The following is a 12,524-nucleotide window of genomic DNA, read 5'->3' as shown; positions in this document are numbered from 1 at the left end:
TAATTGATTATTTGTATTGAAATTCTTCAAAAACATATCTAAAATTTTCAATAGAAAACTAACCACTAGAAGCTTATTTTGTGGAATAGGGAATTCTGAAATTCAGGAAAACGCTATATGGCTTTACAAATACCCCTTTGAGCCTTCTATTATCTACCCAGAAAAATTAATCCTTGCAGATGAAATCGAATCCATATGTATTGAATTTGGAACTATAAAAGTTATTCTAAAAAATGATATCGTTTTTATATCGGCGGAGAAAAAAAATGAACTAAAAGCATTTGCAGACAGAAATCTCATTTCTCTATCTTCTTATAATTGGAACTGGGATTGGATTCTAGAACCTTATTTAGACACTGAATTAACCAAGGAAAATGAAGAAAGAATCATGATGAGACTTCAAGAAAACGGTTTTGATGAGACTGAAATTATTGAAATACGAAATGAAGTAGAGAAATCAATGTATTCTTATAATTTTGACACTTTACTATGGGAATGGAATAGTTTATCCCTATTAGATGTCCTTTCAGCTATGAGAGTTACTTACAATAAAAAAGACGATTTTAGAAAATTTTATAAAAAAGCAATAGAAATCGAAAACCGTAAAAGGCAAGATTAATTTTCTTAAAAAATCACCAATCATTTGTTTTTATACCTTACCCAAAATATCACGTATAATTTTTAGATGATGTTTGGTATGTATCTTCAAGAAACGTTTTGTTTGTTTTTTGTTTAACTGACCAAAAACAGGATGGACAAAATTGACATTTTGATCTAACTTTTCTAGATCCGACAAGTTCTCTCTAGCTTCTTCTAATTGAGATAATATATCTTCTGTTTTTATTTCTTTTGGAGGTAAAACAGCTGCAGGAGACTTTGCCCTTCCTCTTGGAATATATCCAAAAGTAAATGAAAAGGCGCGTGCGAGACTAAAACGCTTTTCGTATACAGTAGGATCAGAACTTCGCAGTATATTATGAATTCTGTTAACCACCTTAAGAGTATGATCCAAATGCCACGCGACTGGCGATTTAGAAACATTAGCATTTAGACTATCTCTAAACTGAATCAAATATGCGATATCGTATAACTGGCTATCCATAGGACCTTTCTTAACATCATTACTATCTCCTTGTCCATACCCCCCAGAAAGCCAAGTTCCAAATAATAAACAACGTTAATAAAGGTCTCTGCATTGTGTCTACTTTGATTTTTTTATGTTAAAATTCAAAACGATACCCGAAATCAGGAAAAAACCCTATCTGATTTACCTCATCAATATCATTGGTTAATCGATTATAACGTCTCGCAAAAAGATTTTCATTAGCAGTAACATTCTGTAAATCAACATAAAATTGATGCGAGGTTTTCTTTTTGCTACTATTAATTTTATATCCAAATTTAACATCCCATCTAAAATATCCGTCATTTTGTTCACTAAAAGCGAAATCTTCTAGTAGCACTTCAAAACCAGCTGCTTGCGATGCTGTTAAATCGACAGGTGTATAATATCTTCCTCCAGAAAAGGTTACTCTAGTATCGAAAAACAATACGTCTTTTTTGGTTTTACCCATAGCGAATTCTTTCCCAGCCAATAAATTAATCACATATCCATTATTAAATGGAGTATTCCGCTCTATTCCATCACTGCCTTCATATTTACTCTCAAACAAAGATGTCGTAAGTAGTCCATAATATCCTTTGCTAAAAAATCTTTCTAATGTAAGCTCAATTCCTTGATTATAACCAGTCCCTTCATTAAGTAATGAAATACGATCATTATCAAATCCAAAATCTGCTCCTTCTGTTAATGATGAATAACTAGATGGAAATGATTCTACTGCAGCATTATCTATATCCTGATAATAGATTTCTACCTTTCCTCTCCAACTAACACCTAACTTTATATCATATCCTAGCACATAATGATTACTTCTTACAAAATCTAAGTTTTTATTAGTTTGTAGCAGCTCTCCATTTACTTCTTCGTTTAAGAACAACAGAGGTAATGGAATAGGTTGATGATGCAAACCATACCCAAAGCTGAGACGATGGTTTTGAGATATTTTATAATTTAATCCTGCTCTAGGTTCTATTACAAACTGATCATTAAGTGAACTATATTGACCATGAATTCCAGCATTTAAAGTCAATTTTTCGGTTAATCTAAATTGCCCCTGAAGATATGGCTGAATAATAGTAAGATTTTCATCTATATCCCTAAACGTAAATAAATCAGGATCTCCATCAGTATTTAAATCTGGTTGTTCTGTTCTATCACTTAATAATGATGCCACTCCTATATTTTCCAATAGAATTCCAGTTCTTATAGTACTTCTGCTACTAAGCTTAGCATTATAAAGAGTAGAAAAAGTATACCTGTTTTCGGTATTATCTGCTTCTGTATATCGTATGATCCTTTCTTGCTGTGTGTCTTTATCAACAAAACGATCAACTAAGAAATCGTTGCCCGTAAATGATCCTGAGATAATCGTTTTCAAATATGATTTATCTGTAATGTTAATTCTATGCTTTAATCCTATCACTCCAAATCTAGATTCTACAAAAGTGTTTTCATCCTCTGCAGCGAACAAGTCATCTTCATCGATATCATCTCCAAGGAAATCAATATCAGAAACCCCTATAATACCAAATAAAGAAAAATTACCAAGTTTAGTTTTTCCGAAATCCAGATTAAAAGAAATATCGCTATAATTTGGAGCCGCAGAAGTTCCTCCTGCTCCAACTCCTAATAGACCAACAAGTGAATATCTTCCTGCTACTAAAAAAGAACCATTATTCTTTCCTAATGGACCTTCTGCCATTGCTTCTATTCCAGTAAAAATTCCTACTTGAGCAGTGTATTCGTAATCGTCTTTATTTCCATTTCTAAAACCCAGATCGAAAACCCCTCCGATTGCATTACCATATTCTGCAGGAAAAGCTGATGTAATAAAATCTGAATTCTTTAATAAATTAGGGTTTAATGCAGATACAGGACCTCCTGTTGTACCCAATGTACTATAATGATTAGGACTAGGAATGGGAACACCTTCTAATCTCCAAAGTAATCCGGTAGGAGAATTTCCACGAATTACTACATCATTTCTACTATCGTCGGGAGCCGAAACTCCAGCAAAATTAGCTGCTAATCTTCCTACATCACTCCTACCCCCAGAAAAACGAGTTACTTCTTCTAAACTAAATTGTCTTGCAGAGACTGATGTTAACTTATTTATAGATCTTGCTTTATTCGTATCCGAAGTTATAATGACTTCATCTAATCGATCAAAAGCTTCTATCAAAGCCACATTAACCACAGCATCTTTCCCAGACGTAACAACCACATTTGGCAACGTTATAGACTCAAAACCAATGTAACTGACTCTAATTACTTGTCTTCCTAATGGAACTTTATCTAACGTAAAATATCCATCAAGATCTGTAATCACACCATTAGTTTCATTCGCATTTAATAATTCTACTGTAGCACCAACTAAGGGAGTTTCTGATTGTTTATCAATCACAATTCCTTTTATAACACCTGTTTGGGAGTTTCCCATAGCAATACATAAAAGAGCAAATAATAAAGCATATTTTTTCATAACCTATTTGATTTTAATCAAATCTGCCAACTAGATATTAATCTATCAAATCAAAATAGTAGAGTTGTTAATTTACCAATTGAACTGTCTAAAAATTTAATTGAGTCTTTTTTAATAGCAGATTAGAGTACATTCTCAAACTAAATAAGTTTTACAACAATTCAACACTTATTTTGACAGTTCAATCTAAAGTGATCCATAAATTGATCAGTAGTTATGTATCTTTAACAGTACTATTCAATTGTATATGCTAAAAAAAGCTACCATAAAGAAATTAGGAATAAGAATCATTATTATTAATGTGGTTTATTTCCTAATAAAACTAACACTGGTTCACGAAGAAAAGGATTCCATTTTTGATGCACCGGCTCTTTTTTATTACTCTAGTGCTTTTTTCTTATTTATGCTGGCTTGGGAAAGTAATGATTGGTTAGTTAAGCGACAACAATCTAATAATGGCGGTGGTCTTGATCTAACAAAAGGGTTGCAAATATTGCTTATCAATTTAGCCATTTGTCTTCCTGTTTCTGCTTTGGTTTACTATTTAGCCATTTTTCAATTTGATCAAATTTGCCAAATAGATGCAGACGATCCATGGTTACGATTTAGAATTGATTTTTTTAGAGCTGCTATTCTAGGTTTTGCCTTAATCATCTTTAATTTATTCTACCATTCTTTACAACAGAAAAAAGAAATGGAGAATAAGATGAATGATTTACAAAAAGAAATCATGACATCTAAGTACAAATCACTTAAAAATCAAATCAGCCCGCATTTCTTATTTAATAGTTTAAATACATTAACTTCATTAATGTATGAAGACAGAGATCTAGCTTCAGATTTTGTTTCAAGGCTAGCTACGTGTTATCGATATATCTTAGATAATCGCGAGGAAGATTTGGTAAGTTTAGAGAAGGAACTTAGTTTTTTAGATTCTTTCATTTTTATGATGAATGTTAGACATCAAGGAGCATTAAGTATTATAACACATATCTCCGTAAATCCAAAAGATTTTGTAATCCCTACCCTTTCCTTACAAATGCTAGTAGAGAATGCGTTAAAACACAATTATTATTCTAAAGAAAAACCATTAGAGATTTCTATAATCTCAATTAAAGAAAATAGTTTGGTAGTGCAGAACAACCTACATGTAAGAAAACAAAAAGAGGAATCCACAAAACTTGGACTGAAAAATATAGAAAAAAGATATTCCTTTTATACTAATCAAAAAGTAATTATTGAAACCCAAAATGGATACTTTAAGGTTAACATTCCGTTACTTCCTAAAAATATCAAAGATGTTTCCATTATAAAAGTATCCTAAGATGACAGCAGTAATTGTAGAAGATGAAAACTTTGCCTCTAAACGACTGGCGTCTTTAATAGAAGAACTAGCTCCAGAAATAAATATTACTGGACAGATTACATCCGTAGAAAATGGACGTCAATGGTTTGACAATAATCCTAAACCAGATCTAATATTTCTAGATATCCAATTAAATGACGGATATGGATTTGATATTTTAGATATGTTGGAAGACCATCCTCCAGTTATTTTTACTACTGCTTATAACGAATACGCCATTAGAGGTTTTAAATATAACGGATTGGATTATCTATTAAAACCGATAGATAAAAATGATCTTAATATTGCATTAAATAAGTACCGAAAAGCACAATCTAATACTGATACTATTTTTGATGACCGAAAATTAGAGAAAATTAAAAAGCTATTTAATAAAGAGTATAAGAAACGATTCATGATTAAAGTTGGGAATCAGTTTAATACTTTTAGTGTAGAAGATATCGCATATTTTAAGTCTAATGAAGGGCTCATATTTTTGCATTCTCATAATGGCCAACAATATCCCATTGAGTATTCAATTGACCAATTAGAAGAGATTCTGGATCCAGTTCACTTTTTTAGGATTAATAGAAAATTCATGATATCAGTAAAATCAGTTATAGAAATTCACAGTTATTTCAATAGCAGATTATTGCTAAAATTAAAACCTCAAGAAGAAGAACAAATTATTGTTTCTAGAGAAAGAACTTCTAATTTCAAAAAATGGTTAGATCTATAATTTCAAAAACATCATTCCAAGTATGAACAACAAAAAGGTATTATTAACGGGAATTACAGGTTTCTTAGGTTCGCACACAGCAATCCAATTGTTAAATAAAGGATATGAGGTTATTGGTACTTTGAGGAACATGGCTAGAGCCAAAGAAATTAAAGATATTATTGCTAAAAACACATCGAATATAGATAAGCTACATTTTGCAGAGGCAAATTTATTGGATAAAAATATATGGCATGATCTAATCAGTGAAGTTCAGGATGTAATACATATTGCTTCTCCATTCCCAAGAGAGTTACCAAAAAATGAAAATGATCTTATCATACCAGCAAAATCTGGAACGTTACATATTCTAAAAGCTGCTTCCATGCATGGACTAAGAAGAGTGGTTCTCACCTCTTCATCTGGAGCCATTATTTATGGGAAAGATAAATCAAATCGAAAAAGTATTTTTGATGAAAATAATTGGACAGATGTTTCCAACAAATTGGATTCTACTCCATATTTCAGAAGCAAAACAATTGCAGAACAAGCGGCTTGGGATTTTATCAAAACTGATGCGAGTGGATTAGAGTTAACGACTGTTTGTCCAGGAGCAATTTTAGGTCCTATTTTAGAAAAAGATTTTGGAACTTCTGCCAACATCGTTATTAAAGCAATGGATGGTAGTTCTCCAGCAATTCCAAAAATTGGTTTTGATATGGTTGATGTTAGATCCGTAGCCGATCTACATATACGAGCATTAGAAGCTCCAGAAGCTGCTGGCGAAAGGTTTGTTTGTTCTGCCGGCTATGTAACTTTTAAAGAAGTTGCGGATATACTAAGGGAGAACTATCCCAACAAAAAAGTTCCTAAATTTATTTTACCAGATTTTGCGGTACGTTTATTTTCTAATATTGACAAAACAATTAAACCAATCCTAATTGACTTAGGTACTGAGCGGAAAGTAAATAACAATAAAGCCATAAAACTTTTAGACTGGAAACCAATTCCTGTTAAAGATGCCATTCTTGCTTGTGCGGAAAGTGCTATAAAATTAAGTTTAGTTTAATTGTTCAGTTACAACAATTTTAATCTATTACATTTAAAGACAAGGAGTTTATAAGATTTTTCCTTCATTGCACAACGGGGAAATCTCACAAATTTACAATCTAAAATACATACAACTTAACAATTAATTTCTTAAATTCGTAATTCTCACAAATCATCCGAATCATAACTTTTATCGGATTTAGATTCACATTATTTTATTAGGGCTTAAAAGGAGTAGCACAAGTATAATGCTTGTAATACTTATTAATATTATAAAATACGCCCCAAATGAAACTAATTTTATTATCAATATTTACAAGTGTTTTTGCCTTAGGCACTATAAAAACTAGATCAGAAAATAATACTGATGGTATTTTCATAACTTCTACAGACCCCATATCAGGAAGAACATTAATGATAGAAGAAGACGAATACTCCATCTGGGTATATGTATTAAATCCTGATAAACAAGGAATTGACTTTGATGGATTTCTTTGTTCTGTAGTTGATCCAGAGTCCATAACTATGAGTCCTAAAGAAGCTACCAAAAATGGAAATGCACCTCCCCTAACAACGACTTATGCCAATAAATACAGCTACATTAAAAACCTTAAGTCCAATGATATTAAAGTTTACTGGAAGTACAACAGGATAGAGATTAAGTTAAAAAAAGAAACATATCTTATCATGGATTTAGAAAGTAAAACCAGCTATTCCAAAGCACTTTCTAAAGATTGTTATTACGGTAACACATTATAACTTTTTAAACGATTGTTTCTCAAGTTCTATCCTTTAAAAACAATCGTTTATATTTTCTATTTTTTTTCTGGATCTTCGTTCTTTTTTGCCGGTTTTAATCTCTTAGCATCTTTAAGGCTTTTATAAATCATCCATTCTAACTGGCCGTTAACACTACGAAACTCATCATCTGCCCATTTTTCTATTAACTTAAAAGTTTCTGGGGATATCCTAAGGACAAATGATTTTTTCTTACTCATAAATTAAGAATGTAATGTTCCTGTATTAATAACAGGAGTTGCCTCCTTATCACCACACAAAACTACCATTAAATTACTAACCATAGAAGCTTTTTTATCTTCATCGAAATCGATTATCTTATCTTCTGATAATTTCATCAAAGCATCTTCTACCATTCCAACTGCTCCTTCTACTATTTTCTTACGCGCAGCTACTATCGCTACTGCTTGTTGCCTTTTTAACATGGAACTAGCTATCTCCGGCGCATACGCCAAATATCCTATGCGAGCCTCCATAACCTCTATTCCAGCAATAGCCAAACGTTCCGTAATTTCATTTTCTAATGCTTCATTGACTTCATCCATACCAGATAACAAAGTTACTTCTAACTGTCCTTCTGCAAAATTATCGTAAGGATATGAACCAGCCAATTTTCTTACTGCAGCATCTGTTTGCACTCTCACAAAATCCTCATAATGATCAACATCAAAAGCTGCCTTATACGTATCACTTACTTTCCAAACCAAAATTACATTAATCAAAATCGGATTACCTATTTTATCATTAACTTTTACTCGCTCACTATAAAAATTCCTTGCTCTTAATGAAATTCTTTGTTTAGAATAAAAAGGGTTAGCCCATAAAAAGCCGTTTTCTTTTACGGTTCCTTTATAAGCTCCAAAAAGAACCATCACTTTAGAACTATTTGGATTTACGATGAAGAATCCCTTGATCACTAAAATTATAGGTAGTATTAAAATTAAAAATAAAGGGTTCTCCGTTATTACCATACCTGTTATCACACCTACTATTAACAATAGTAATACCATCAACATCACATAACCATTAGCCGCTTTAATATTTTTTTCATGTTTCATAATAATATCATTTTGATATCACAATGATACGAATATTTTTTCAAATTACCCTCTTTTATTAAAATATCAACAAAATTTAGTTGTTTAATATTTCCTTTAAAACATAAAAAACGCCCTTAATAAAAGGGCGTTTTCGTAACATTAACTAACTAACTCAAATCTCAAAAAACAACTTATGAAATTTCTATTGATCTTTTAGGTTGTACCTTCGCTTCTTCTTTTTTAGGAAGTTTTACTAATAACACTCCATTATCGTAAGAAGCTAAGATATCTGTTATGCTTACAGCATCTGGTAGGTTAAATGAACGCTTAAACGTATTATAACTAAATTCTTTTCTTGTATAATTATCTTTTTCTTCCTTTGACTCATTTTTAGCTTCAGAAGAAATGGTTAGCACATCATTATCCAACTCTATATTAAAATCTTCTTTTGCTAATCCAGGTGCTGCCAATTCGATAATAAAATCATTATCACTTTCTTTTACGTTTACTGCTGGAGTATTAAAACCAATTTTATGTTCATTAGTAATTCCACCAAACCAGTCTGTGTTAAAGATATCATCAAAAATAAGTGGCAATCTGTCTGTTCTTTTAATTAAACTCATTGTATTATATTTTTAAAGTTATTCTAGATTTAAATTCAATGAGTATATAGCAATTTGAATTCCATTGTCAATTTAAAGACATTTTGACAGTGTTGTATGATAAATAAGTGACAAAATGTCAATTTTAATGACAAAACCGCACAAAAAAACCTTCAAACACAATTTGAAGGCTCCATACTTTTGATTTTTAGGTCTAATTATAGAACCTAGTAAAAATCGTAATCAATTCTTTTGGTGGAATTACCTTATTAGGATATTTATGCATTTCTCTCAAAACAGTATCTACTGCCTCCTGCCTTAATCCCATATGCAAGCCCATTTCTTTAATTTTATCAACTTCTGATGGTGCAGTTTCCTGATCTACATTCATTAATAAAACTAATCTATGAAACTGAAGTATTCTTTGAGATTCTGGTTGCAAATTTCTTTTCTCTGCACTATTTCTTACTAAATGACCAATTTCTTCTTCTGATATCTCTAGCTGAGTAGCTACCGCTAAAATAAAATTGTACTCTTCGTCTTTAATTTTTTTATCAGCTTTGGCAAAATCAATCATTTCTGATAACAAGCTCAATTTCTCTTCCTTACTATACATATTTTTATCATACAATTTAAGAGTACAAATATCTTATAAACATATTTGTTTTTGAACATAAAGGATATTTTTTTCTTGAAGTCAATTAAAAAAGTACCTTTGCCATATGGGATTGACAAATAACGATATTTTCAAAAAATTACGAGTAGCTCACAAATTACGGGATGACGAAATCGTAAAAATTTGTTCTTTAGTAGATTTTAAAGTAACAAAAAGCGAACTCGGTGCGATTTTTAGAAATGAAAACCATCCTAAATACATGGAGTGTGGAGATCAAATCCTTCGAAACTTCCTCAATGGGCTTGTGATTCATCTAAGAGGTCCTATGCCTCCAAAAAAAGATAACCAGCAAACTGCTAATAAAAAATCCTAAAACAAACTTCGAAAATAAATGCTTAATTTGCTGTAACTAATCAACTCACAACAGCCAATTTAATTAAGTATTTATGTTAACGAAACAGGAAAAACAAATATTCCGAGAAGAGTTATTCAGGCATTTAGACGGAATAGCAGTTGCTCCCGTTGCCTATTCATTATTTAAAAAAGGAATTACTGATTATATAATTTCTAACAAAACTGTATCCGTATCTAAAATAGCGGAACAGTTTGATGGAAATCCGGGATATATCAATGTAGCCCTTAGGATGCTTGGTTCTCAAGGTTGGTTAACATATCAAATTACCCAAAACATAGCTAAAGTATCTACAAACGAACACACAAAAATAGCATTTGATTATTTTCATTTATATGAAGGCGTTGTTGATCTTCTGGAATACTCCGGAAAATTCCATCCCAGAAAATTCGAATTAGAACCATTTCATAAATTAGAAAAGTTAATTACTAAATATCAAGATTCATTAGACATGTCCTTTTCTGAAAATGAAAAGGCGAATATCACACAGCAACAAATACTAAAACATATTGAAGGTATCTTAGTAGGACCAACTATTGTGCACCTCGGAATGGGCGGAATGTTTCATAAATACTTTATGGAAGCATCTTTTAGCGCAGATGAATACCATAAGTTCCCCGCAAGTTTTGACACAATTCTTACTTTTTTAAGCAATTTAGGATGGTTTAGTAAAAGTAACAACAATTATACATTTACTAACAAAGGGTTATTTTTTGCTAAAAGAGCTTCTGCTTATGGCGTGACAGTTTCTTATATCCCAATGTTCAGACAAATGGATCAATTGTTATTCGGAAATCCTAAAATTTTATGGGATACCGAGAAATCTACCGATGAAACTCACGTAGATCGTGAAATGAATGTTTGGGGAAGTGGCGGTGCCCATACTACATATTTTAAAAAAATCGATGAAATTATTATCAGCTTATTCAACAAACCTTTGGATGAACAACCGAAAGGAATTCTCGATATGGGTTGTGGAAATGGCGCCTTTCTAATTCATCTTTTTGAGATCATTGAATCTAAAACATTAAGAGGAAAACACCTCGATGACCATCCCTTATTTTTAGTTGGTGCTGATTACAATAAAGCGGCACTAAAAGTAACAAGAGCAAATTTAATACAAGCTGATATTTGGGCAAAAGTAATTTGGGGAGACATTAGTGATCCGGATCTTTTGGAAAAGGATTTAAAAGAAAATTACAAGATCGAATTGAAAGATCTTTTATCCGTTAGAACTTTTCTAGATCATAATAGAATATGGAGCGAACCTGTAAGTAAACTAAATACCCCAAGTCAATCTACAGGCGCCTTTGCTTATAGAGGAAAGTTATTACAAAATGATGAAGTAGAGCGTAATCTAAAAGATCATTTTAAAAAATGGGAACCACATATTGCAAAATTCGGGTTGATCGTAATAGAGTTACATACTATCCCACCTCATATAGCTTCTAAAAATATAGGAAGTACAGCGGCTACAGCTTATGATGCTACTCATGGATTTTCTGATCAATATATTTTAGAAATTAATTCCTTTCTTAAGGTTATTGAAGAGGTAGGGCTAAAAAGTAATCCAGGGTATTTCTCTAAATTTCCAGATTCTGAATTAGCGACGGTAAGCATACATTATATTACAGGTAAAACAAAAGCATAAAAAAATCCTGGGTGATGAATCCAGGATTTTCTTTTCTCTTTACTCTTTTACTTTAAGAAGCAACTACCCTAACCGGCATAGTATAAAACTTAACACCAGTGCGAGGTTTAGCTTCTATCTTTTGATAATTTAATCTGTTTTTAATATAACCTTTTACCATATCACTATCTGAGTCGATTGAAAGAACTACAATCTCACCTTCATTATTCAAAGTAAAAGTAACACTAGCCTCAATCTCATTTTCTACTTTGAAAGAAGGCTTTTTTAATAATTCCTTAATTTCTTGTGTAAAATTAGTTTCTGACTCTGTTGGTTTTGTACTTGCAGTTGCAACACTACTGATTGCAAATACTGCTGCTAACAGCATAACATTTAATTTTTTCATTCTATTCGTTTTTATTGATTTATGCTTATAAGACGACTAGAAATCAAAGATTGTTACATCTTAAAAACATCTTTAACAGCAGATTAACAAACTAACAAACAATAGTTTGCGGAATTTATAATTAAATAAAATTAGGACTTAATAAGGTTAAACAACTGGTTACACAAGTTTTAAAATTAATATTCACCTATCCATTGATACCACTTAGATTGCCTAAAACTATATTATTTTAAAATATGATTAACAGAATCCAAATCATAAAAACTTAATTTCATTCGCTAGATAAAAAACATAAATCTTCA

At 31.4% G+C, this 12,524-nt stretch carries 14 protein-coding genes; 7 read left to right on the top strand and 7 right to left on the bottom strand.

Translation table 11 applies throughout. The annotated features are described in order from the left end of the window. The first annotated feature begins 16 nt into the window (after window positions 1–16). Window positions 17–619 carry a hypothetical protein gene (locus BMY33_RS11185; RefSeq protein WP_091408356.1) on the top strand — a complete coding sequence of 201 codons (603 nt, stop codon included), beginning with the start codon at window positions 17–19 and terminating at the stop codon, window positions 617–619. A 30-nt stretch (window positions 620–649) separates the two neighbouring features. Here the strand turns inward: BMY33_RS11185 and BMY33_RS11180 are convergent, their stop codons facing one another. Both BMY33_RS11180 and BMY33_RS11175 read right to left on the bottom strand, forming a co-directional pair. Next, window positions 650–1,102, bottom strand: a complete 453-nt coding sequence (locus BMY33_RS11180; protein WP_091408353.1) for a DUF1569 domain-containing protein — start codon at window positions 1,100–1,102, stop codon at window positions 650–652. Between the two features lie 118 nt (window positions 1,103–1,220). Next, window positions 1,221–3,605 (bottom strand): TonB-dependent receptor, encoded by a 2,385-nt coding sequence (locus tag BMY33_RS11175; protein WP_091408351.1) that lies wholly within the window; start codon window positions 3,603–3,605, stop codon window positions 1,221–1,223. 247 nt (window positions 3,606–3,852) lie between these two features. Here BMY33_RS11175 and BMY33_RS11170 point away from each other — a divergent pair, with 247 nt between their 5' ends. From BMY33_RS11170 to BMY33_RS11155, 4 genes are all read left to right on the top strand, one after another. Continuing rightward, the gene (locus BMY33_RS11170) at window positions 3,853–4,929 is read left to right on the top strand and encodes a sensor histidine kinase (RefSeq protein WP_091408349.1); all 1,077 of its coding nucleotides are present in this window, start codon (window positions 3,853–3,855) and stop codon (window positions 4,927–4,929) included. Between the two features lies 1 nt (window position 4,930). Next, window positions 4,931–5,689, top strand: a complete 759-nt coding sequence (locus BMY33_RS11165) for a LytR/AlgR family response regulator transcription factor (protein ID WP_091408347.1) — start codon at window positions 4,931–4,933, stop codon at window positions 5,687–5,689. Window positions 5,690–5,711: 22 nt separating this feature from the next. Next, on the top strand, window positions 5,712–6,737 hold the full coding sequence (locus BMY33_RS11160; protein ID WP_091408344.1) for an SDR family oxidoreductase: 1,026 nt from the start codon (window positions 5,712–5,714) through the stop codon (window positions 6,735–6,737). Window positions 6,738–7,006: 269 nt separating this feature from the next. After that, complete coding sequence (locus BMY33_RS11155; RefSeq protein ID WP_091408343.1) at window positions 7,007–7,477, top strand: hypothetical protein; 471 nt, start codon at window positions 7,007–7,009, stop codon at window positions 7,475–7,477. Window positions 7,478–7,533: 56 nt separating this feature from the next. Here the strand turns inward: BMY33_RS11155 and BMY33_RS11150 are convergent, their stop codons facing one another. From BMY33_RS11150 to BMY33_RS11135, 4 genes are all read right to left on the bottom strand, one after another. After that, window positions 7,534–7,716 carry a type II toxin-antitoxin system antitoxin gene (locus BMY33_RS11150; protein ID WP_091408341.1) on the bottom strand — a complete coding sequence of 61 codons (183 nt, stop codon included), beginning with the start codon at window positions 7,714–7,716 and terminating at the stop codon, window positions 7,534–7,536. Window positions 7,717–7,719: 3 nt separating this feature from the next. Beyond that, window positions 7,720–8,574, bottom strand: coding sequence for an SPFH domain-containing protein (locus BMY33_RS11145; RefSeq protein WP_091408340.1), 855 nt, complete (start codon window positions 8,572–8,574; stop codon window positions 7,720–7,722). A gap of 173 nt (window positions 8,575–8,747) precedes the next feature. After that, the gene (locus BMY33_RS11140) at window positions 8,748–9,179 is read right to left on the bottom strand and encodes an Hsp20/alpha crystallin family protein (protein WP_091408338.1); all 432 of its coding nucleotides are present in this window, start codon (window positions 9,177–9,179) and stop codon (window positions 8,748–8,750) included. Between the two features lie 193 nt (window positions 9,180–9,372). Next, the gene (locus BMY33_RS11135; protein ID WP_091408336.1) at window positions 9,373–9,774 is read right to left on the bottom strand and encodes a hypothetical protein; all 402 of its coding nucleotides are present in this window, start codon (window positions 9,772–9,774) and stop codon (window positions 9,373–9,375) included. A gap of 106 nt (window positions 9,775–9,880) precedes the next feature. Between BMY33_RS11135 and BMY33_RS11130 the strand changes: the two genes are divergently transcribed. Both BMY33_RS11130 and BMY33_RS11125 read left to right on the top strand, forming a co-directional pair. Beyond that, complete coding sequence (locus BMY33_RS11130; protein ID WP_091408334.1) at window positions 9,881–10,147, top strand: DUF1456 family protein; 267 nt, start codon at window positions 9,881–9,883, stop codon at window positions 10,145–10,147. 73 nt (window positions 10,148–10,220) lie between these two features. Then, window positions 10,221–11,837, top strand: a complete 1,617-nt coding sequence (locus BMY33_RS11125) for a class I SAM-dependent methyltransferase (RefSeq protein WP_091408333.1) — start codon at window positions 10,221–10,223, stop codon at window positions 11,835–11,837. A 52-nt stretch (window positions 11,838–11,889) separates the two neighbouring features. Here the strand turns inward: BMY33_RS11125 and BMY33_RS11120 are convergent, their stop codons facing one another. Next, complete coding sequence (locus BMY33_RS11120) at window positions 11,890–12,222, bottom strand: hypothetical protein (protein ID WP_091408331.1); 333 nt, start codon at window positions 12,220–12,222, stop codon at window positions 11,890–11,892. Window positions 12,223–12,524: the final 302 nt, after the last annotated feature.

The sequence above is a fragment of the Aquimarina amphilecti genome (assembly GCF_900109375.1).
GTDB classification, from domain to species: domain Bacteria; phylum Bacteroidota; class Bacteroidia; order Flavobacteriales; family Flavobacteriaceae; genus Aquimarina; species Aquimarina amphilecti.
The sequence above is the reverse complement of the archived record's forward strand: the minus strand, read 5'-3'. Positions and strand labels throughout refer to the sequence as shown.

Coding starts and splice junctions, on each gene's coding strand:
- BMY33_RS11180 (WP_091408353.1), bottom strand. CDS start 1,102: ATGGATAGCCAGTTATACGATATCGCATATTTGATTCAGTTTAGAGAT.
- BMY33_RS11175 (WP_091408351.1), bottom strand. CDS start 3,605: ATGAAAAAATATGCTTTATTATTTGCTCTTTTATGTATTGCTATGGGA.
- BMY33_RS11170 (WP_091408349.1), top strand. CDS start 3,853: ATGCTAAAAAAAGCTACCATAAAGAAATTAGGAATAAGAATCATTATT.
- BMY33_RS11165 (WP_091408347.1), top strand. CDS start 4,931: ATGACAGCAGTAATTGTAGAAGATGAAAACTTTGCCTCTAAACGACTG.
- BMY33_RS11160 (WP_091408344.1), top strand. CDS start 5,712: ATGAACAACAAAAAGGTATTATTAACGGGAATTACAGGTTTCTTAGGT.
- BMY33_RS11155 (WP_091408343.1), top strand. CDS start 7,007: ATGAAACTAATTTTATTATCAATATTTACAAGTGTTTTTGCCTTAGGC.
- BMY33_RS11150 (WP_091408341.1), bottom strand. CDS start 7,716: ATGAGTAAGAAAAAATCATTTGTCCTTAGGATATCCCCAGAAACTTTT.
- BMY33_RS11145 (WP_091408340.1), bottom strand. CDS start 8,574: ATGAAACATGAAAAAAATATTAAAGCGGCTAATGGTTATGTGATGTTG.
- BMY33_RS11140 (WP_091408338.1), bottom strand. CDS start 9,179: ATGAGTTTAATTAAAAGAACAGACAGATTGCCACTTATTTTTGATGAT.
- BMY33_RS11135 (WP_091408336.1), bottom strand. CDS start 9,774: ATGTATAGTAAGGAAGAGAAATTGAGCTTGTTATCAGAAATGATTGAT.
- BMY33_RS11130 (WP_091408334.1), top strand. CDS start 9,881: ATGGGATTGACAAATAACGATATTTTCAAAAAATTACGAGTAGCTCAC.
- BMY33_RS11125 (WP_091408333.1), top strand. CDS start 10,221: ATGTTAACGAAACAGGAAAAACAAATATTCCGAGAAGAGTTATTCAGG.
- BMY33_RS11120 (WP_091408331.1), bottom strand. CDS start 12,222: ATGAAAAAATTAAATGTTATGCTGTTAGCAGCAGTATTTGCAATCAGT.